A 21,424-nucleotide genomic window follows, 5' to 3' on the forward strand; every position below is an offset into this window, starting at 1 on the left:
TCGGTTCCCTTCGCTGTTACCTGTGGCCGTCTCACCTGTGCCGAGTGGAAACACGGATCAGCTCAGTGCACCCGGCGTACGGGGTCAAGGGATTGGCCAAGTGGTCCGCATGAACGGCAATTGATTGGTCTGGCACGGCCGCCGCGCCCGCTGTTTTGCTGATCGCAGTGCTGTCGACGGGAGTTCACCATGCGAATAGCGGAACGGATCGCGGTGCGGGTCACCGCGACCGCATTGCCACACCACGATTCCCTTGATGTGTACGAGCGGCTGCTCGCCGTTCGCGGGGCGGAGGACGTCTTCCTCTTCGAGAGCGAGGACGGCGCCGAACCCGACCGCCGGTGGGCCGTCGTCGGGTTCGGGCGCCTGGCGGAGATCCGGGTGTTCGACGGGTACGTCGAGATCGACGGCGCCCCCGGGGTGGTGGGAGCCCTCGTGCCGGCCGCCGAGGAGGCGGGCCTGCGGCCGGAGCCGGCGGGGCCGGGAGGGTCGGCGCGCCGGTTGGGGCTGCCGGGTGACGGCGGCGGGGTGTGGGAGCTGCTGGCGCGGGCGCAGGGGTTGTTCGACGTCGACACGGACGTCCCCGCCACGTCGTACGCCTTCGGGTTCCTGACCTCGTTCGCGTACGAGTCGGTCTGGCACATGGAGACGCTGCCCGCGCGCACCAAGGCCCCGAACGGGCCCGACATCACGCTCACGCTGTTCCGGGACACCGTCTGGTACGACCTGACGACGGGCGAGGTGCGGCTGCTGCGCGCCGAGAGCGCCGCGTTCCCGGAGCGGACGGCCGGCGGCACGGACACGGCCGGCGGCACGGACACGGACACGGTCGTGGCGATGGCCCGCGAGGCCGCCCGGGAGCGGGCCGGCGGGCGTCCGGCGGCCGTTCCGGAGGCGCCCGTCCCGCTGTCGGTGAGCGACAGCGTCAGCCGTGACACGTTCCTGAAGTGGGCCGATGTCTGCCTGGAGCACATCAGGGTCGGTGACATCTACCAGATCCAGATCGGCCACCGCATCGACGTGACGACGACGCTGACGCCCGTCGACGTCTACCGGCGGCTGCGCGCCCGCAACCCCTCCCCGTACATGTACCTGATGCCCCGGGCGGGCAACACGCTGATCGGCGCGAGCCCTGAGCTGTTCTTCCGGATCGAGGGCGACGAGATCGTGATGCGCCCGATCGCGGGGACCGCGCGGCGCGGCGCGGACGAGGAGGAGAACCAGCGGCGGGTCAAGGAGATGCGCGAGAGCACCAAGGAGCAGGCCGAGCACATCATGCTGGTCGACCTGTGCCGCAACGACATCGGCCGGGTCAGCCGGCCCAGCACCCAGCCGGTGGACCGGCTGATGGCGGTGGAGAGCTACTCGCACGTCTTCCACCTGGTCTCGACGGTGTCGGGCCGGCTGGAGGAGGGCGTCGACACCTGGCAGGCGGTGCGCGCGACGTTCCCGGCGGGGACGATGACGGGCGCGCCGAAGGTACGGGCCATGGAGATCATCGACGGCCTGGAGCGGGAGCGGCGCGGCAGTTACGCGGGCGCGGTCGGGCTGGCCGACGTGCGCGGCTGGAGCGAGTTCGCGCTGTGCATCCGCACGGTCGAGTACGACGGGACGACGTACTCCACCCAGAGCTCGGCGGGCATGGTGGCCCAGTCGGAGCCGGAGGCGGAGTGGCGGGAGACGCTGGCGAAGATGGGGGCCGCCCACTGGGCGCTGACCGGTGAGGAGTTGCTGCCGTGAGCGAGCCGAGGGTTCTCGGACCGAGGGTTCTGCTGATCGACGCGTACGACAGTTTCGTGCACATCATCGACCAGTACCTGCGCACGCTGGGCGCCCGGACCGAGGTGGTGCGGTCACTGACCCGCTCCCCGGAGGAGCTGGCCGCCTCCCGGCCGGACGCGGTGGTGCTCGGACCGGGGCCCGGTCACCCCGCCGAGTCGGGCCACGTCGAGCTGGTGCACGCGTTCGCCGGGCGGGTGCCGCTGCTCGGGGTGTGCCTGGGCCACCAGGCGATCGCGCTGGCCCACGGCGGGCGGATCGAGGTGGCGGACCAGGTGATGCACGGGCGGACCAGCACGGTGCGGCACGACGGGGCGGGCGTGTTCGCGGGGCTCGGCCACACGCTGGAGGCCACCCGGTACCACTCGCTGGTGGTCGCCGAGCCGCTGCCGGACGACCTGGTGACCACGGCCGTCGCCGTCGACCACGGCTATGTGATGGGCCTGCGGCACCGCACGCTGCCCATCGAGGGCGTGCAGTTCCACCCCGAGAGCATCATGACGACCGGGGGGCTGACGATGATGGAGAACTTCCTGGCGACGGCCCGCGCCACGGAGGCGGGGACAGCCCGGGACACGGGCGCGGCGGCGGCCCTCACCGGAGGCGGCGTGCCTCGCTGATGGCCCGGACGGCCTCCGCCACGCCGGAGCGCGGCAGGTGCGCGTGCCCGACCACCAGGGCGGGCGCGTCCCACCGGGGGCGGACGTGGAAGGCGGCGCCGCCGCGCACCACCACCGAGCGGCGCAGCGCGGCGGCCACGAGCGCCGCCTCGTCGGTGTGGCGGGGCAGCGTGACGTAGGCGTGCAGGCCCGCCGCCCGGCCGATGACCGAGGCGCCCGGCAGGTAGCGGCGGACCGCCTCCTCAAGGGTGTCGCGGCGGTCGCGGCAGTGGGCGTTGAGGCGGCGCAGGTGGCGGTCGAACAGTCCGCTGCGCAGCAGTTCGGCGAAGGCGAGCTGGGTGAGGCTCTCGGTGCCGAGGTCGTGGCGGGCGCGGGCGCGCAGCAGTCGGGCCAGCAGGTCCGGGGGCGCGGCCAGCCAGCCGAGGCGGAGGCCGGGGGCGAGTGACTTGCTGGCCGTGCCCGCGTAGACGACGTGGTCGGGGGCCAGGCGCTGGAGGGCGAGGGGGCGCGGGCCGCGCTCGTACCAGAGGCCGCCGTCGTAGTCGTCCTCGATGACCAGCCCGTCGACGTCGCGCGCCCAGCGGACGAGGGCCTCGCGGCGGCGCGCCGAGAGGGCGGCGCCGGTGGGGAACTGGTGCGCGGGGGTGACAAGAACGGCGCTCACCCCGGTCGCGGCGAGCGCGTCGACGTCGATGCCCTCCTCGTCGACGGGCACGGGTACGGGGCGCAGTCCGGTCTCCTGGACGAACTGCCGCTGGCCGGGGTGGCCCGGGTCCTCGATGCCGATGGCGTCGACGCCGTCCTGGCGCAGCACGGTGCACAGCAGGCCCAGGGCCTGCGCGAACCCGGCGACGACCATGACCTGGTCGGCGGCCGCGCGCACGCCGCGTACCCGGCCCAGGTAGTGGGCGAGTTCGACGCGCAGGCCGGGCTCGCCGGCGAGCGGCGGGTAGTCGTGGTCGGCGGGGGCCGCCGACTGGAGGACGCGCTGGTAGCAGCCGAGCCACTCGCGGCGCGGGAAGGCGGGCAGGTTGCGGCCGCCGGTGCGCAGGTCCCAGCGGACGGCGGGCACGTGCCCCTCGTCCAGCAGGGTCGGTACGACGGGCGGCGCGGCGTCGATGTGGGCGACGACCCGGGTGCCGGCGCCCTGGGTGGCCTCCAGGTAGCCCTCGGCGACGAGTTGGCCGTACGCCTCCACGACGACGCTGCGGGAGACGTCCAGGTCGTGGGCGAGCCTGCGGCTGGACGGCAGGCGGGTGCCGGGGTGGAGAATTCCTTCGGAAATCTCTCTTTTGATGAAGCTCTGGATCTGGGCGGTCAGGGACGTCTCGGAATCCCTGACGACCTCGACGGCCATGTGCAGGGCCATGGGCCCTTCCCCCTTCGAATTGGTCCGTATATCTCAACGGGCAGTGGTCTGGTGGGCGCTCGTCGTCATTCGGAGACTGGACGCAGACATATCCCCAGGTGCCGTCCAAGGAGAATTCCCGTGACCACCGAACCGCAGGTTTCCCCGAGCTGGCCGGAATTGCTGAACGCGCTGCTGGAGCGCAGGAGTCTGTCCGCCGACGAGACGGACTGGGCGATGGACCAGGTGATGTCGGGCACCGCCGGGCCAGTGCGGCTGGCCGGGCTGATGGTGGCGCTGCGTGCCAAGGGCGAGACGGTGGAGGAGATCGAGGGCCTGGTACGGGCCATGGGACGGCATGCCGTGCCGCTGGACGTGCCCGGGCCGGCGGTCGACATCGTGGGGACCGGCGGGGACGGTTCGAACAGCGTCAACATCTCCACGATGTCGGCCGTCGTGGCGGCCGGGGCCGGGGCGCGGGTGGTGAAGCACGGCAACCGGTCGGCGTCGTCGGCGTGCGGATCGGCCGATGTGCTGGAGGAGCTGGGCGTGGCGCTGAGCCTGCCGCCGGCCGATGTCGCGGAGGTGGCGGAGGAGACGGGCATCACGTTCTGCTTCGCGCCGGAGTTCCACCCGGCGATGCGGCACGCGGCCGGGCCGCGCCGGGAGCTGGGCGTGCGCACGGTCTTCAACGCGCTGGGGCCGCTGGTCAACCCGGCGTCCCCGACCGCCCTCGCGCTGGGCGTGGCGGACGCGCGCCTGGCGCCCCTGCTGGCGGGCGTGCTGGCGCGGCGCGGGGTGTCGGCGCTGGTGTTCCGGGGCGACGACGGGATGGACGAGCTGACGGTCACCACTGCCTCCACGGTGTGGTCGGTGGGCGGTTCGGCGGTGCGTACGGAGGTGTTCGACCCGCGTGACCTGGGCATCGCGCTCGCACGTCCGGAGGCGTTGCGGGGCGGCGACCCGGCGCACAACGCCCGGATCGCGCGGGAGGTGCTGGCCGGGGCGCCCGGCCCGGCGCGGGACGCGGTCCTGCTGAACGCCGCGGCGGGGCTCGCGGCGCTGGAGCCGTCGGACGGGCGGGACTCGGTCACCGAGCGGCTGGCGGCCGGTGTCGAACGGGCCGCCGAATCCATCGACTCGGGCGCGGCGGCGGCGGTCCTGGAGCGCTGGGCCGCCGTCACGACGAAACGGTCGGAGGCGGTGAGGGTGTGAGGGTTGGAGGGTGAGGTGGGTGCGGGGTGGTGGGTGGGTGGCGCGGGGGCCGGTGCGTGAGCGGCGTGGCCCCTCCGGGCTCATCTCCTCGCCCGTGGTCTCACCCGGTCACCGGGGCACGGCGCGTGGCCGTGCGGAAGGAGGCGAGCGTGGCGCGGGGGTCGGGGCCGGTGACGAGGGCCTCGCCGACCAGGACCGCGTCGGCGCCGGCGGTCGCGTAGCCGGCGACGTCGACCGGGCCGCGTACCCCCGACTCGGCGACCTTGACCACGTCGTCCGGGAGGTACGGCGCCACCCGCGCGAACGTCCCGCGGTCGACGTCCAGGGTGCGCAGGTCGCGTGCGTTGACGCCGACCACCCAGGCCCCGGCGGCGACGGCCCGCTCCGCCTCCGTCTCGTCGTGCGCCTCCACCAGCGGCGTCAGACCGATCTCCGTGGCCAGCGCCACGAGGTCGGCCAGCCGGGGCTGGTCCAGCGCCGCGACGATCAGCAGCGCCAGGTCGGCACCGTGCGCCCGCGCCTCCCAGAGCTGGTAGGCGCCGACGATGAAGTCCTTGCGCAGCACCGGGACGGATACCCGCGCCCGTACCGCGTCCAGGTCGTCCAGGGAGCCGCCGAAGCGGCGCTGTTCCGTCAGGACGCTGATCGCGGCGGCGCCCCCGGCGGCGTACTCGGCCGCGAGGGCCGCCGGGTCGGCGATCTCGGCGAGCGGGCCCTTGGAGGGGCTGGCCCGCTTCACCTCGGCGATGACCGACGGCCCCTCCCCCGCGCGCAGCAGCGCGGCGCAGTCCACCGGGGGCCCGGCGGCGGCCGCCCGCTCGCGCAGTGCCGCCTCGGGCACCTTGTTGCGGCGTACCGCCAGATCGGCACGCACCCCTTCGACGATCTCGTCGAGAACGCTCATCGTGACTCTCCGACAGGTTGGTTGAAAATCGACACTAGGGAGGCGGACAGGTCTCAACCACCTTCTTAAGGGTCCGGCGAAAGTCCCTGGTGGCGGCGGCGACCGGGCATCAGCCCGCCGTCAGCGCGGTTCGGCACGCTGGCAATCGCCGTATGCCCGCGACCAGTCAGGAGAGCGCCATGGGGATCGATCCGAGCCGGATCGCCGGCGTCAACGCACACGAGACCGCGTTCCTCTACGAGGAGATCTTCGTCCGCCGCGCCTACCTCCCCGACGGGGTGACCCTGCCGCCGGACGCCGTGGTCTTCGACGTGGGGGCGAACATCGGGCTCTACTCCCTGTTCGTGCGCACGGTGTGCCCGGACGCCAGGATCCACGCCTTCGAGCCGCTGCCGCCGGTCTTCGAGAAGCTGGAGCGGAACATGACCGCGTACGGCGTGCCGGCGAAGCTCTTCCGGTGCGCGCTGTCCGACACCGACGGCGAGGTGGACTTCACCTTCTACCCCGGCTACACGACGATGTCGGCCCGCTCCTCGCACGCGGCGACCGAGGCGGACCGGGAGTTCATCAAGCGCCAGGTGCTGGACAAGCCGGCCGCCGCGGAACTGGGCGAGGACGTCGGCCTGCTGGACGAGATGCTCGCGTACCAGTTCCGGGAGGTGCCCTACGTGTGCCCGACCCGGCGGCTGTCGGACGTGATCGCGGAGGAGGGCGTGGACCGTGTCGACATGCTCAAGGTGGACGTCCAGCGGGCCGAGGCCGATGTGCTGCGCGGGGTGGACGAGGCGCACTGGCCGCTGATCCACCGGATCGCGCTGGAGGTGCACGACGAACCGGGCACCGCCACGGAGGGCCGGCTCGACGTGCTCTGCGCCGAGCTGCGCGGCCGGGGGTTCACGGTCGCCCCGCTCGGGGACGACGGTCTGGTGGAGTCGGGCCGTTACTCGGTCTTCGCGTCGCGTCCCGCGTGACTCGCACGGAGGCCCGGTCGCGGTGACCGGGCCTCCGTGCGCGAGGGGGTGTCAGGTCATCGAGACGACGACCTTGCGCGGTCCCGTGTACGCCTCCCGCCCGTGCAGCACCGACATATTGGCGACGATCATGATGTCGCCGCGCTGCCACGGCTCGACGAGCCTGTTGCGCCGCGCGGCCGCGCGGACCTCGGCGAGGTCCTCCTCCGGGATGGGCGTGCCGTCGCCGTAGGTCACCCAGTGCGGCAGGTCGTCGACGTCGTCGATCAGTGACAGCAGCGTCTCGCCCTCGTCGCCGGGCAGGTTCGACGGGTGCCACTGGTCGGCCTGGTTGAACCAGACGTCCCGGCCGGTGAGCGGGTTGGTGCGGACACCCGGGCGGTGCTGGCTGACGCGCAGGCCGCCCTCGGCGGTCCACCGGTACTCGGCCTCCGAGGCGTCCAGGAACTCCTCGACCACGCCGCGGTCGTCGGTCTCGAAGGTGTCCTGCCAGGACTTGCCCAGCCCCAGCCCGCCGTGCAGGTGCTGCCGGTAGACGACTCCCGACTCGAAGCGCTCCCGCACCCCCGGGTCGAGGTCCTCCAGCAGGGCGTGACCGTCGCAGACCGGGGTGGCCCCGCCGGTCTCCGGCGCCACCAGGCAGCAGAAGAACAGCCGGCTGGGCCAGCGGTGGGCGTACGACAGCTCGTTGTGCAGCGAGATGTCGAAGCGCGCCGGGTACTCGGTCGACGTGAACACCCCGTCGGAGACCGTCATGCGCGGGGTGTTCCCGCCCCGGTAGCTGTCGATCAGCGGGTCGCCGAAGGCGGTGACGGCCCGGTGGAACTCGTCGGCGTCGGCCACGCCGAGCCCGCGCAGCATCACCGCGCCGCACTCGGCGAGCAGCTCCTCCACCCGGTGGCGCACCTCGCCCAGTGTGCCGGTGTCCCACGACTCGACGCGCCCCTCGATGTGCAGGACGGCCAGGGTGGTACCGCCCGTCGTCCGCCTCTCCTCCCGCATGTCGGCGTCCCCCATGTCAGCCCGTCACCTTCCCCGCCGCGCCCGCCGCGGCCGGCGTCGCCGGTTCGGCGGTCAGGGCGACGGGCAGTCCGCTGTACCCGTGCACGAAGTTGGAGTAGAGGCGCTGCGGCGGGCCCTGGAGCCGGATGCCGGAGACCATGGTGCGCAGCGCGTCGACCATGGCGTTCACATGGACCCGGCCGAGGAAGGCCCCGAGGCAGAAGTGCGGTCCGTGTCCGAACGCCACGTGCTTGTTGGGCGTGCGGCCGATGTCGAAGCGGTACGGGTCGTCGAAGACGTCCTCGTCGAAGTTGGCCGAGCTGTTCCACAGGGTGACGACGTCCCCGGCGCGGATCACCTGGTCGCGGACGGGTACGTCGACGAGGGCGCGGCGCCCGAAGTGCATGGCGGGGGTGGTCCAGCGCAGCACCTCCTCGGTGGCGCTGTCGACGGAGACCTCGCCGTCCTTGAGCTTGCGCCACTCCTCGGGGTTCTCACAGAACGCGATGAGGCCGCCGATGGAGGACATGCGGCTGGACTCGTCACCGCCGAGGATCAGGCTGTAGCAGTTGAAGACGATCTCCTCCTCCGACAGCGGCTTGCCGTCGACGGTGGCGGTGGCGAGGGCGCTGATGACGTCGTCGCCGGGGTTGCGGCGGCGCTCGGCGGCCAGCTCGGAGAAGTAGAGCAGGATCTCGTTGCGGGCCATCACCTCGTCCAGCATGCTGTCCTCGGAGCTGTGCCGGGACAGGGTCTGGGTGTTCCACTCGACGAGCCGTTCCCGGTCGGCGGCGGGGACGTCCATGAGGTCGCCGATCGTGTTGATCGGGATGTGGTCGGCGACGTCGGTGACGAAGTCGAGTTCGCCGCGTTCCAGGGCCTGGGCGACGAGTTCGCGGGTGCGGCGGTGGACGCCGGCGACGACCGGTTCGAGGACGCGGGGCGAGAACGACTTGAGCATCAGGTTGCGGATCTCGCGGTGGCGCGGCCCGTCGGTGACGGCGAGCATCTTTCGGGAGGCGGAGTCGCCGCCCTGGAGCAGGGTCGCGAGGACATTGCCCTGTTCGGAGGTGAACTGCTTGTTGTCCCGGTAGATGGTGACGACGTCGGCGTACGTGGAGACGACCCAGAAGCCGGGGACCGGGGTGTCGGTCGCGTGCCAGTGGACGGGGCTCTCGGTGCGGAACCGGCGCCACAGGGCGTGCGGGTCGACGTCGAGGAACGTCTGCGGGTCGGTGAGGTCGTACGCGCCGAGCGGGGGTGGCGGCGTGGTTCCGGTCGGGCCCGCGGGCGCGGGCTGCTGCGTGGTCATGGCTGGTTTTCCTCCAGGCGGCGGGTTCAGGAGCCCGCGGTGCGGTAGCGGCGAAGGCTCACGGCGGAGCAGACGGCGAACAGCACGCCGAGCGTCACGGCGGCCACGGCCACCGGGTGTTCGGCGGGGAAGCTGCCCCCCGACGTCGCCGGGTTGCCCCACAGGTCGCGGCAGGCCGCGATGACGGCGCTGACCGGGTTCCACTCCGCGATGGGGCGGATCGGCGCGGGCATGGACTGCGGGGCGAGGAAGGCGTTGGACAGGAACGGCAGGACCACGACGATGAACGGGGTGACGACGCTGATGGTCTCCACGTTGCGCAGGGTCATCGCCAGCAGGACGCCGAGCCACAGCATCACGTACACGAAGAGCGCGATGAGCCCGAACGCGGCGAGCGTCGGCAGGACCCCGGTGCGCGTCCGCCAGCCGAGCAGCAGCCCGGCGCCGGTGACGACGGCCAGTCCGAGGAGCCCCACCAGCAGGTCCGCGAGGGTGTGCCCGAAGAGCACCGCGGACCGGCTGATGGGCAGCGACCGGAACCGGTCGACCAGGCCGCCCTTGAAGTCCATGGCGACCGAGATCGCGGTCGGCCCGACGCAGGCGAGGGCGACCTGGACGGCGCCGCCGGCGAAGACGTACTCGCCGTACTCGCCGCCCGCCGGGAGCCGGATGGCGTCCCGGAAGAGGTAGCCGAGCATCACCATCGACACGAGCGGGCTGAGCGCCACGCCGACCACGCGTCCCGGCGCGCGGCCCAGGTGGTGCAGCCGGCGGCCGGTGACCGCGAGGACCTCGGTGAGCAGGGCGCCCAGGGCGCCGGGGCGACCGGTTGTGCTGTACGTCGCCGTCGTCATGACCCGTCACGTCCGTCCCGCGCCTGGTGGAACCGGTCCAGCTCGGCGGCGACGACCGGGCCCAGTTCGGCGAGCGGGCCGGGGTTGAGGATGTCGTCGTGGGTGCAGGCGAGCCGGTGGACGCGCAGGTCGCCGCTGAAGTACGGCTTCCAGAGCCGGTCCTTGTCGGGTCCCTTCTCCACCTGGCCGGTGCCGGCCTCGCCCCATTCCGACCGCTCGGCGAGGAAGAGCTGCATCGTGCCGTCGAAGTCGCGGGGCCGGTAGCGGGTGTTGAGCGACTGGTGGTGGATCATCAGATCCACCATGCGGGTCATGCGCTGCTCCCCCATGCGTGCCATCGGGCTGTTGTCGCGCCGCAGCGCGTCGAGGACGTCCCCGGCGACGAGGTCGCGGTCGCCGAACTCGGACCGGTGGTGCCCGATGCCCTCCAGGAGCCAGGCGAGCAGGCTCTGTTCGTCCCGCTCGTCGGTGACGCCGGTGCGCGGGTAGGAGTCGAGGTTGGCGACCAGGCCGACCTCGTCCCCGGCCAGCCGGAGCTGGACGGCGATCTCGTAGGCGAGCAGGCCGCCGAGGGACCAGCCGAGCAGGTGGTACGGGCCCTCGGGCCGCACCTCCTTGATCATGCGGATGTAGTCGGCCGCGATCTCCTCGATGCTGCCGGGCAGCGGCGCGTCGGCGACGACGCAGGGGGCCTGGATGCCGTACAGCGGGTACTCCTCGCCGAGGTGGCGGGCGAGCGGCAGGTACGACAGGGCGAACCCGACGCCGCTGTGCAGGCAGAAGACGGGCGGGCGGCTGCCGGTCGGCTTGATGCACAGCACCGGGGCGAACGGATCGGCGTGCTCGAGGCGGTCGGTCTCGTCGATGGCGTCCGCCATGATGCGCGTGCTGTGGCGGGGGGTCGGCGCGGACGCGGTCGCCGGGGCGGGGGCGGGTTCGGGTGCCGGGTCCGCCGGCGGCTTCGCCGCGAGGGTGGCCGCGAGGGCACGGACCGTCTGGTGGACGAACACGTCCGCGATGCTGACCTCCAGCCCCGCCTTGCGCGCCAAACTCACCAGCCGCAGCGACTTCATGCTGTCCATGCTCGCCCCCGACGCCTCGAAGAAGTTCTCCTCGACACCGAACGACTCCACACCCAGCACGTCCGCCACGATCCCGCACAACACCTCCTCCGCCGGGCTCAGCCGCGTCCCGGCCGTCTCGGTGGCCGGGTCCGGCAGGGGCGCGGGCGCGGTGGACGCGTCGGGGGCCAGCAGGTTCCCCTCCGTGTCCCACTTCACGCGCACCCCGGTCCGGTGGAGCCGTGAGCCCGCCGGGCCGAACGGGTCGGCCACGAACCGCTCGGCGGTGGCGCCCGGGCGGTTCGCGTAGCCGCGGGCCAGACCCGAGCCGCCGACGTACAACTCGCCGGTCACGCCGGGCGGTACCGGGGTGAGCCACTCGTCCAGGACGTACACCCGGGTGTTCCAGGCGCCCCGGCCGGGCGCGAACGTCGGCGGCGTCGCCCAGTCCAGCGGCAGCGGCTCCCCGGCCGGTACGCCGGTGCCGGCGAGCAGCGGGGCGAACAGGCCGCTCGCCGTCGCCGCCCCGCCGTTCTCCAGGACCCAGGCGAGGTGGCCGGCGGCCGCCCGGTGCTCCACGACGGTGCCGCGGGGGCGGCCCGCCGCGTCCTCGGTGCGGATGAGGTAGGCGGCGTGCTCGGGGCGCAGCGGGCTCGTGCGGTCGGCGTCGGTGACCGGTTCGGCCGAGCCGGCGCGCACCTCGGGCCCGTCGAGGACCACGGTGGGCACGCCGGTGCTGCGGAGCCGGCCGGCGAGGCCCGCCGTGGTCAGGACGCACACCGGGCGGGTGTCGGCGAACAGGGCCTTGATCCGGCCGGCCGGCTCGTCCGCCGCCAGCGGCACGTACGCCGAACCCGCCTTGAGCACCGCCAGGACGGCGACCGCCCGGTCGGCGGGCCGGGGCACCGCGACGGCGACGACCTGCTCGGGCCCGGCGCCCGTCGCGATCAGGTGGCGGGCCAGCCGGTGGGAGCGGGCGTCGAGGTCGGCGTACGTCAGGGCGTGGGCGCCCGTCCCGACGGCGGGCGCGTCCGGGGTGCGGGCGGCCCGCTCGGCGAACAGGTCGGGCAGCGTCACCGGCGGCAGCTCCCGCGCGGTGTCGTTCCAGGTGTGCAGCACCCGCTCCCGCTCCTCGCCGGTGAGCAGCTCCAGGCCGCTGAGCCGGACGTCGGGGTCGGCCGCCACCGTGCGCAGCACCTGCTGGAACTGCGCGACCATGCGCTCGGCGGTCGCCCGGGTGAACAGGTCGGTGCTGAAGTTGAACAGGCCGCGCATGCCGCCCTCGCCGGGCCACGGCAGCAGTTCCATGACCAGGTCGAGCTTGGCCCGGTCGGAGCCGACGTACTCGGGCTTCACGGTGAGGCCGGGCAGGGTCAGCGGCTGGTCGCCGTGGCTCTGCACGCTCAGCACCACCTGGAACAGCGGGTGCCTGGACAGCGAGCGGGCCGGCCTGAGCGCGTCGACGACCTGGTCGAACGGCACGTCCTGGTGGGAGTAGGCCGCGAGGTCGGTCTCCCGGAGCCGGTCGAGCAGCTCGCGGAAGGTGGGGTCGCCGCTGGTGTCGCCGCGCAGCACCAGGGAGTTGATGAACATGCCGACGAGGTCGTTGAGCGCTTCGTCGGTGCGTCCGGCGACCGAGACCCCCAGCGGGATGTCGGTGCCGGCGCCCAGCCGGGTCAGCAGCGCGCAGAGGGCCGCCTGGAAGACGATGAACTCGGTCGTCCCGGTCTGCCGGGCGATCTCCACCAGGGCGCCGTGCAGTTCGGGCTCCAGGTCGAACATCACCACGTCACCGGACGAGCCGGCCACCTCGGGGCGCGGGAAGTCCGTGGGCAGGGCCAGCTCCTCCGGCAGTCCCGCGAGGGCGTCCCGCCAGAAGGCGAGCTGACCGGACACGACGCTGTCCGGGTCGTCCTCGGAACCGAGCAGCTCGCGCTGCCAGACCGCGAAGTCCGCGTACTGCACCGGAAGCGGCACCCACTGCGGGGCGCGCCCGGCGCAGCGGGCCCGGTAGGCGGTGGACACGTCGGTGAGCAGCGGCACGATCGACCAGCCGTCGAACGCGATGTGGTGGAAGACCAGCAGCAGTACGCACTCGTCGGGGCCGGTGGACAGCAGCCGTACCCGTAGCGGCGGTTCGGCGGTGAGGTCGAAGCCCTGGTCGGCCTCGGCGGCCAGCGCCTCGGCCAGCCCTTCCTCGGTGACCGTGCGGGCCTTGAGCACCGGCCCGCCGGTGCGCGCGTCGAGCACCCGCAGCGACGGCACGCCGTCGTTGTCGGGGATCACGGTCCGCAGGACCTCGTGCCGCTCGGCCACGTCGGTCAGCGCGGCCTGGAGGGCGGCGGCGTCGAGCCGGCCCGTCAGGCGGAAGGCCATCGGCGTGTTGTACGTGCCGTCGGCGCGTTCCTGGCGGCGGTTGAGGAACCACTGCCGCTGCTGGGTGAACGACAGCGGGCGTTCGGTGTCCTTCGGCGCGGGCCGCAGCGGCGGCCGGGCGTGGCCGGCGGCCTCGACGACGGCGGCGAGGGCGCTGACGGTCCGCGCCTCGAACAGGGCGCGGATCGGCAGTTCGACACCGAGGGCGGTGCGGGCGCGGCTGATCAGCCGGGTCGCCAGCAGCGAGTGCCCGCCGATCTCGAAGAAGTCGTCGTCGATCGAGACGTGCGGTACGGAGAGGATGTCGGCGAACAGGCCGCAGAGGATCTCCTCGACGGGGGTGCGCGGGCCCCGGCCGCGTGCCGCTCCGGCTATGTCGGGCGCGGGCAGCGCCTTGCGGTCGAGCTTGCCCTGCGGGGTGAGCGGCATGGATTCCAGGGCGACGACCGCCGAGGGCACCATGTAGTCGGGCAGGGACTGGGCGAGCCGTTCGCGCAGGGTGCCGCTGAGCGAGGAGTCGGAGAGCGCGGCGGGGTCGGCGGCCACGACGTACGCCACCAGGCGGCGGTCGCCGGCCTCGTCCTCGCGGACGATCACGGTGGCCTGGTCGATGCCGGTCTGGGCGAGCAGGGCGGAGGTGATCTCGCCGAGCTCGATGCGGAAGCCGCGGAGCTGGACCTGGTCGTCGGCGCGGCCGACGTAGTCCAGTTCGCCGTCGGGCAGCCAGCGCACCAGGTCGCCGGTGCGGTACATGCGCTCCCCGGCGGGGCCGAACGGGTCGGCCACGAACCGCTGCGCGGTCAGCTCGGGACGGGCGAGGTAGCCGCGGGCGAGGCCGCCGCCGACGTACAGCTCGCCGACGACGCCGACGGGCGCGGGCGCCAGGTGCCGGTCGAGGACGTAGACGCGGTGGGCGGTGGTGGGCCGCCCGATCGGCGGGCGTCCGGTGCCCGTGAGGGGGCCGCTGACGGTGGAGCTGACGACGGCTTCGGTGGGGCCGTAGCCGTTGTAGAGCCGGACGTGGGCGGACCAGCGTTCGACGATCTCGGCGGGGACGGCCTCGCCGGCCACGGCCAGGCGCAGGTCGGCGGGGAGGGTGCTGCCCTCGGGCAGGCCGCCGACGACGACGGGCGGCAGTCCGGCGAGGTTGATCCGGGCCCGGTTGATCAGGTCGACGAGCGGCGCGCCGGGGGTGCGGCACTCCTCGTCGGCGATCACCAGGGTGCCGCCGGTCAGCAGCGCCAGCATGAACTCCCAGACGGAGGCGTCGAAGCTGAACGACGCGAACTGGAGGACTCGGGTGTCGGTGTCGAGCCCGAAGCGCTCGACGAGGCTCGCGACCATGGCGAGCAGCCCGGTGTGGGCCACGACGACGCCCTTGGGCCGGCCGGTGGAGCCGGAGGTGTAGATGATGTACGCCGGGTGCTCGGGCCGCAGCGGGCTCACCCGGTCGGTGTCGGTGAGGTCCGTGCCGGGGAGGGCGGCGAGCCGTTCGGCCGTCTCCGTCTCGTCGAGGACGAGGGTGTCGACGCCCAGTTCGGCCGTGCGTCCGGCGGTCGCCGTGTCGGTGAGCAGGGCGACCGGGTGGGCGTCGTCGAGCATGTAGGCGATGCGGTCGACGGGGTAGGCCGCGTCGACGGGCAGGTACGCGGCGCCCGCCTTGAGCACCGCGAGGGCGGCCACGACCATCTCGGGGGTGCGCGGCAGCATCACGGCGACGACCTGCTCGGGGCCGACGCCCCGGTCGGCGAGGAGTCGGGCGAGGCGGTTGGCGCGGGCGTTGAGCTCCGCGTACCCGACCTGGTCGGCGCCGAGGACGACGGCCTCCTTGTGGGGTGCGGCGGCCGCTCGGGCCTCGAAGACGTCGGTGGCCCGCGTGGTGGCCGGGGCCGCCGTGGCGGCCGCGCCGGACCAGTCGTCGAGCAGCAGGCGGCGCTCGTCGGCGCCGAGCGCGTCGAGGGTGCCGAGCCGGGTGCCGGGTGCGTCGGCGAGGGCCTCCAGGACGCGGGTGAACCGCCGGAGGATCGCGTCGACCTGGTCGGCGCCGAAGATGTCGGGCCGGTACTGGGCCTCCAGGCGCATCGGCTCACCGGCCCGCGAGCCGGGGAACACCCCGAGGGCGAGCGGGTATTCGGCGATGACCCGTGCCTCCCAGGCGCGCATGCTCAGGCCCGGGATGCGCTCGCCGATGCGGTCGAGCACGCCGGAGGGGTAGTTGTGGAAGCTGACGACGGTGTCGAACAGCTCGCCGATCCCGGCGCCCTGCTGGACGTCGGCGAGGCCGAGGTGCTGGTGCCGCTCCAGGCGGAGCTGGCGGCCTTGGAGGTCGGCCAGCATCGCTTCGAGCGTCAGCGACGGGTCCAGCTTCACCCGCACCGGGAGGGTGTGCATGAAGGCGCCGACCATCTGCTCGACGTCGGGGAGTTCCTCGGGGCGCCCGGAGGCGACGGCACCGAACGTGACGTCCTGCCGGCCGGTGAGCCGCCCGAGGGCGACGGCCCAGCAGCCCTGGGCGACGGTGTTCATGGTCAGGCCGTGGGCGTGGGCCCAGGCGGTCACGGCGTCGGTCAGCGCCTTCGGTAGTTCGGTGGCGAGGGTCTCGGGCAGGACGGAGACGCGGCCGCGGTCGGCGGGGCCGAGCCGGGTCGGCTCGTCGATGCCGGCGAGTTCCTTCTGCCAGGCCTCCCGCGCGGCCTCCTTGTCCTGGGCGGCGGACCACTCCAGGTACGCCCGCACGGGGGCGACGGGCGGCAGCGCGGACGGGTCGGCGCCGTTGGACCAGAGGGTGACCAGCTCTTCGGCGAGGACGGCGGACAGCGACCAGCCGTCGACCAGGATGTGGTGCGCGGTCCACACCACGCGGTGCCGGTCGTCGGCGAGCCGGTAGACCGTGAAGCGGGTCAGCGGGGCGCGGGTGACGTCGAAGCGGTGCAGCCACTCCTCGTCGGTGCGCCGCTTCACCTCGGTGTCGACGTCCGCCGCCGGGACGCCGGTCAGGTCGACCTCGGTCCAGGGCAGTTCGACGGCGGCCGGGACGAGCTGGACCGGGTCGCCGGTGTCCCGCTCCCGGAACGCGGCCCGCAGGCCCGGGTTGCGGTCGAGGAGGGCGGCGACGGCGGCGCGCAGCGCGGACCGGTCGAGCGGGCCGTCGACGTCCATGACGACCTGGAGGGTGTAGGCGTCCATGCCGTGCCGGTCGAACTGGGCCTGGAAGAGCAGGCCGCGCTGGAGCGGGGAGAGCGGCAGGATGTCCTGGAGCCCGTCGGTGTCGTTCTCGTACGCCTCGATCTCCGCCTGGGAGACGGTGACGAGCGGGAACTCGGAGGGGGTGCGGCCGCCCGCGCCGGGCCGGCCGGCGTGGGTGGCGAGGGCGTCGAGGGCGCGGAAGAAGTCGTCGGCGATGCGCCGGACGTCGTCCTCGGCGAGGATGCCGTCCGCCCAGGTCCATTCGGCGACGAGCACCGGGCCTTCGGGGCGGTCCTCGGTCATCGAGACGACTTCCAGGACGTGCCGCAGCGGGGTGTCGGGCGCGGCGGTGAGGCCGGAGGCACCGGCCCGCATGGACCAGTCGCCGCCCGCGTCCGTGCTGAAGCGGCCCAGGTAGTTGAAGCCGATGCGGGGGGTGGTGCGGCGGGCGAGGGCGCCGGCGGTCTGGGGGTTGAGGTGGCGCAGCAGCCCGTGGCCGAAGCCGTGGTCGGGCAGGGCGCGCAGGGTCTCCTTGACCCGCTTGAGCGCGGCTCCGCAGGCGTCGCCGCCGTCCCACACGGACGCCCGGTCGAGTTCGCCGACGTCGAGGCCGACGGGGAAGACGCTGGTGAACCAGCCGACCGTACGGGACAGGTCGGTGTCGTCCCCGAGGTGTTCGCGTCCGTGGCCCTCCAGTTCGACCAGGGCGCGGGTCGCGGACCGGCCGGTGCGGCGGTCGTGGTCGGTGAGGGCGAGGGCGAGGCCGGTGAGCAGCACCTCGTTGACCTCGGCGTGGAAGGTGGCGGGTACACGGGTGAGGACGGCCGCCGTGCGGTCGGCGGGCAGTTCGATCCGCAGCCTGCCGGCGGTGCCGTGGACGTGGTGGGCGGGGTCGAGGGGACGCTCGCCGAGTTCGACGGCGTCACCTTCGTACTGGGCGTTCCACAGGGGCAGTTCGGCGACGCGTGTGGCGGCGCGCGCGTGGTCGGTGAGGGTGCGTGCCCAGCGCCGGTAGGAGGTGGGGACCGGGTCGAGACGGACGTCCCGCCCCGCGGTGACGGCGTGCCAGGCGGTTTCCAGGTCGCCGAGCAGGATGCGCCAGGACACCCCGTCGACGGCCAGGTGGTGGACGACGAGCAGGAGTCTGCGGGGCTCGGCGGGGCCGGCGTCGAGGAGCACGGCCCGCACCAGCCTGGCGTCCTCGGGGCTCAGCTCGGCACGGGCGGCCTCGACCTGCTCGGCGAGGACCGCGTCCGGGTCGGCGCCGGCCGGTACCCGGACCGTGCCGAACACGTCGGAGGCGGCCACGGCGCCCGGCGGGAGCGCCTCCAGGTTCCACAGGCCGGGTACGGGCGCGGTGAGCCGCATGCGCAGCGCGTCGTGCCGGTCGAGGAGGGCGCCGATGACGGTCTCCAGGCGGGCGGGGTCGGCGCCGTCGGGAACGGAGACGGTCACGTACTGGGCGTACTGGCGGGTGGCGGCGGGGAGGTGGGAGACCTCCTCGCGGAACTGGTCGATGACGGGCGTCAGCGGGATCTCGCCGACTCCGTCCTCGACGGCCACCTCCGCCCGCCGGCCCGTCAGGTGGGCGACGGCCGCGATGGCGGCGGGGGTGCGGTGCTGGAAGACGTCGCGGGAGGTGACGGTCAGCCCCGCCTTGCGGGCGCGGCTGACGACCTGGATGGCGCTGATGCTGTCGCCGCCGAGGGCGAAGAAGCTGTCGTCCACGCCGATCCGGGGCAGCCCGAGGACCTCGGCGAGCACCTCGCACAGGATGCGCTCCGCGTCGGTGCGCGGCGCGCCGCCGGTGTGGGTGGTGGCGAAGTCGGGGGCGGGCAGCGCCTTGCGGTCGACCTTGCCGTGCGGGGTCAGCGGCAGTTCGGGCAGGGCGAGCAGCAGCGACGGCACCATGTGCTCGGGCAGCACCTCGGCGAGCCGCTCGCGGACGACCGCCGTGTCGGCGTCGGTCACGACGTAGCCGACCAGCCGCTGGTGCCCCGCCGGGTCGGCGACGGCGGCGGCCACGGCGTCGGAGACCGTCGGCAGCGCGCGCAGCGCGGACTCGACCTCGCCCAGCTCGATGCGCTGGCCCCGGATCTTGACCTGGTGGTCGCGGCGCCCGGTGAACAGCAGTTGCCCGTCGGCGAGCAGCACCACCTGGTCGCCGGTGCGGTACATGCGGGTGCCGTCGGCGGCGAACGGGTCGGGTACGAAGGTGGTGGCCGTGCGGCCGGGGTCGCCGAGGTAGCCGCGGCCGACGCCCGCGCCCGCGATGAACAGTTCGCCCGGCACGCCCTGCGGGACGGGCCGCAGGTCGTCGCCGAGGACGTACAGCCGGGTGTTGCGCAGTGGGCGGCCGATGGGCATGAAGGCGTCGTCGGCCCGTACGTCGGCGGCGGTGCGCGCGTAGGCGTGGGTGACGTCGTCGGAGCACTCGGTGGGGCCGTAGACGTTGGCCAGCGCGATGTGCGGGTGGCGGGCGAACCAGCGGGTGCACAGGTCGGCGGGGAGGGCCTCGCCGTTGGAGATCATCCAGCGCAGGGCGGGCAGTTCGGGCGCGGTCCCGGTGGTGTCCCAGGCGTCCAGGGTGGCGCGCAGCAGGGACGGCACGACCTCCAGGACGGTGAGGTGCTCGGCGGCGATGATGCCGAACAGGGCGTCCGGGTCGGCGGCGGCGTCGCGGGGCACGGCACGGACGCGGCCGCCGACGAGCAGGGTCGTCAGCGTCTGCCAGACGGTGACGTCGAAGGTGACGGGCGCGTTGTGGACGAGCGCGTCGGTGTGGTCCAGGCCCAGTTCCTCGACCTTGGCGAGCAGGTGGTTGACCATGCCGCCGCGCTGCACCATGGCGCCCTTGGGCTTGCCCGTGGAGCCGGAGGTGTAGATGACGTACGCGAGGTCCAGCGGCCCGCCCACGACGGGGGCGAGGCCGTCGGCGGGGTCCTCGGCGCCGTCGAGGAGGAGGACGGGGAGGTCGCCGGCCACCTGCCGGGCGAGGGCGTGGTGGGTGGTGTCGGCCAGCAGGCAGGTGGCGCCGCTGTCGGTGAGCAGGCCGGTGAGGCGGGCCAGCGGGGCGCGCGGGTCGAGCGGCAGGAAGGCGCGGCCGGAGCCGAGCACGCCGAGCTCGGCGGTGATGAAGTCGCGTCCGGGTTCGGTGAGCAGGGCCACCGGTCCGGTGCCGTCGGTGAGGCGGCGGGACAGGGCACTGGCCCGGCCGGCGAGCTGTGCGTAGGTGAGGGTGCCGCCGTCGTCGGTGACGGCCGGTGCGTCGGGGCGGGCGGCGGCGTGGTCCCGTACGCGCTCGACGACGCCTCGGTAGGGCTCGGCGCGTACGGGACCGGTCAGGGCGGCGTCCAGCCGTTCGGCTTCGCCGGGGGCGAGCAGGTCGAGGGTGTCGAGCGGCGCGTCGGCGGCCGCGGTGACGAAGCGGTCGAGGAAGTCGGTGAAGCGGCGCAGGTGGGCGCGTACCTCGTCCTGCTCGTACCGGGCCTCGTTGCCGCTGAGGTCGACGCCGATGCCGTCGGCGCCCTTGTCGGCGACGGTGAACTCCAGGTCGTCGACGAGGCCGGTGGAGGGGCTGTAGAGGGTGGCGTCGCAGGGGCCGATGGCGAGCTTCTCGATCTGCGGCATCATGTTGATGAACGGCCCGAACGGCCGCCGGTCGTCGCTGGCCAGGCCCATCGCGCGGCGGATGCGGCTGACCCGGTGGCGCTGGTGCTTGAGCGCCTGCGAGAAGGCCTGGTACGTCGCGGTGAGCAGGTCGCCGCGGGTCATGCCGGGCGTCACGGGGAGCCGCAGCGGCACGTAGTTGACGACCATGCCGGGTATCCCCTGCATGGTGCCGCCGACCCGGGCGGTGACGGGCAGGGAGAGGATGACGTCGTCGGTGCCGGCCATCCGCCGCGTGTACGCGCCGAGGGCGGCGACCAGCACGGTCTGCCAGGTGACGCGGGCGTCCCAGGCGACGGCGCGGAGCCGTTCGGCGGTGCCCTCCGGCAGGACGGTCTCCTCGCGCCGGAAGGCCTGGGCGGGCTCGGCGTCGCGGGTGGCGAGGCTGACGGGCTCGGGGCGGTCGGCGAACCGCTCCTCCCAGTAGGCCCGGTCGCGTTCGGCGCGCGGCGAGTCCCCGTAGGCGGCCTCGGCGTCGATCAGGGTGCTCAGCGGCGGGAAGCGGCCCTCGTCGAGTGAGGTGCCGGCGAGCATCGCCTCGTAGATGGCGGACAGCCGCTGCCAGTAGATGACGTAGCTGAACCCGTCGGAGACCAGGTGGTGGTTGAGGAGGCAGAAGAACGTGCGGTCCTCGGCGAGGGTGAACACGCTCAGCCGGAACAGCGGCACGTACGGGTCGGCCGTCGGCACGAGCGGGACGCGCAGGTCGGCGCGGATCGCCTGGCGGGCGGCCTCGGCGGGGTCGTCGGCGCCGCTGACGTCGGTGACGGTCAGCGGCAGCTCGTCGAGTTCCTCGATGAACTGCCGGGGCTCGCCGTCCACGTCGGTGAAGCGGGCGCGCAGGCACTCGGACTCGTCCACCAGCCGTTCCAGGGCGGCGCGGAAGAGCGCCTGGTCGAGGGGGCCGCGGATGTCCCAGTAGATGGCGGTGTTGTAGGTGGCACCGCCGCCGGACAGCTTCTCGTCGAACCAGATGTCCTTCTGCCCGGCGGTGAGCGGCAGGCCGGCCGTGTGGCGTTGAGTCGTCATACCAATCCCCTAGCGAAGGTCATCGAGTTCACTCCGTCGATCGTCGACGAGCGCGCTGACAGCGGGCTGACCGTGAGCTGACGCCCGGGCCCGCCCGG

The 21,424-nt window shown here is 73.7% G+C and carries 10 protein-coding genes; 4 read left to right on the forward strand and 6 right to left on the reverse strand.

The features are described 5' to 3' along the window. Window positions 1-189 precede the first annotated feature (189 nt). Window positions 190-1,740, forward strand: coding sequence for an anthranilate synthase component I family protein (locus ACZ46W_RS06360; RefSeq protein WP_468332123.1), 1,551 nt, complete (start codon window positions 190-192; stop codon window positions 1,738-1,740). Then, window positions 1,737-2,399 (forward strand): anthranilate synthase component II, encoded by a 663-nt coding sequence (locus tag ACZ46W_RS06365; protein ID WP_468332126.1) that lies wholly within the window; start codon window positions 1,737-1,739, stop codon window positions 2,397-2,399. Before ACZ46W_RS06360 ends, ACZ46W_RS06365 begins: the two co-directional genes overlap by 4 nt. On the opposite strand, the gene pdxR is transcribed toward ACZ46W_RS06365, so the two are convergent. Further along, window positions 2,374-3,768: a MocR-like pyridoxine biosynthesis transcription factor PdxR gene (gene pdxR, locus ACZ46W_RS06370; RefSeq protein WP_468332129.1), complete on the reverse strand. Its 1,395-nt coding sequence runs from the start codon at window positions 3,766-3,768 to the stop codon at window positions 2,374-2,376. The two genes, ACZ46W_RS06365 and pdxR, sit on opposite strands and share 26 nt — an antisense overlap. 120 nt (window positions 3,769-3,888) lie before the next feature. On the opposite strand from pdxR, the gene trpD reads away from it, so the two are divergent. Further along, a complete protein-coding gene (gene trpD / locus ACZ46W_RS06375) occupies window positions 3,889-4,962 on the forward strand; it encodes an anthranilate phosphoribosyltransferase (protein ID WP_468332132.1) in 1,074 nt (357 codons plus the stop codon). Between the two features lie 100 nt (window positions 4,963-5,062). Here the strand turns inward: trpD and trpC are convergent, their stop codons facing one another. Continuing rightward, window positions 5,063-5,866 carry an indole-3-glycerol phosphate synthase TrpC gene (trpC, locus tag ACZ46W_RS06380; protein WP_468332135.1) on the reverse strand — a complete coding sequence of 268 codons (804 nt, stop codon included), beginning with the start codon at window positions 5,864-5,866 and terminating at the stop codon, window positions 5,063-5,065. Between the two features lie 179 nt (window positions 5,867-6,045). On the opposite strand from trpC, the gene ACZ46W_RS06385 reads away from it, so the two are divergent. Next, window positions 6,046-6,837, forward strand: a complete 792-nt coding sequence (locus ACZ46W_RS06385; RefSeq protein WP_468332138.1) for an FkbM family methyltransferase — start codon at window positions 6,046-6,048, stop codon at window positions 6,835-6,837. A 51-nt stretch (window positions 6,838-6,888) separates the two neighbouring features. On the opposite strand, the gene ACZ46W_RS06390 is transcribed toward ACZ46W_RS06385, so the two are convergent. From ACZ46W_RS06390 to ACZ46W_RS06405, 4 genes are read right to left on the reverse strand one after another with little or no spacing between them, the layout of a single operon-like run. Beyond that, entirely contained in the window at window positions 6,889-7,854 is a 966-nt protein-coding gene (locus ACZ46W_RS06390; protein WP_468332141.1) for a TauD/TfdA family dioxygenase, read from the reverse strand. A 1-nt stretch (window position 7,855) separates the two neighbouring features. Beyond that, complete coding sequence (locus tag ACZ46W_RS06395; protein ID WP_468332144.1) at window positions 7,856-9,151, reverse strand: cytochrome P450; 1,296 nt, start codon at window positions 9,149-9,151, stop codon at window positions 7,856-7,858. Between the two features lie 26 nt (window positions 9,152-9,177). Further along, window positions 9,178-10,005, reverse strand: coding sequence for an ABC transporter permease (locus ACZ46W_RS06400; RefSeq protein ID WP_468332147.1), 828 nt, complete (start codon window positions 10,003-10,005; stop codon window positions 9,178-9,180). Then, on the reverse strand, window positions 10,002-21,326 hold the full coding sequence (locus ACZ46W_RS06405; RefSeq protein ID WP_468332150.1) for an amino acid adenylation domain-containing protein: 11,325 nt from the start codon (window positions 21,324-21,326) through the stop codon (window positions 10,002-10,004). Before ACZ46W_RS06405 ends, ACZ46W_RS06400 begins: the two co-directional genes overlap by 4 nt. Window positions 21,327-21,424: the final 98 nt, after the last annotated feature.

The organism is Streptomyces sp. NPDC031064 (genome assembly GCF_055570965.1).

Coding starts and splice junctions, on each gene's coding strand:
- ACZ46W_RS06360 (WP_468332123.1), top strand. CDS start 190: ATGCGAATAGCGGAACGGATCGCGGTGCGGGTCACCGCGACCGCATTG.
- pdxR (WP_468332129.1), bottom strand. CDS start 3,768: ATGGCCCTGCACATGGCCGTCGAGGTCGTCAGGGATTCCGAGACGTCC.
- ACZ46W_RS06385 (WP_468332138.1), top strand. CDS start 6,046: ATGGGGATCGATCCGAGCCGGATCGCCGGCGTCAACGCACACGAGACC.
- ACZ46W_RS06400 (WP_468332147.1), bottom strand. CDS start 10,005: ATGACGACGGCGACGTACAGCACAACCGGTCGCCCCGGCGCCCTGGGC.
- ACZ46W_RS06390 (WP_468332141.1), bottom strand. CDS start 7,854: ATGGGGGACGCCGACATGCGGGAGGAGAGGCGGACGACGGGCGGTACC.
- ACZ46W_RS06395 (WP_468332144.1), bottom strand. CDS start 9,151: ATGACCACGCAGCAGCCCGCGCCCGCGGGCCCGACCGGAACCACGCCG.
- ACZ46W_RS06405 (WP_468332150.1), bottom strand. CDS start 21,326: ATGACGACTCAACGCCACACGGCCGGCCTGCCGCTCACCGCCGGGCAG.
- trpC (WP_468332135.1), bottom strand. CDS start 5,866: ATGAGCGTTCTCGACGAGATCGTCGAAGGGGTGCGTGCCGATCTGGCG.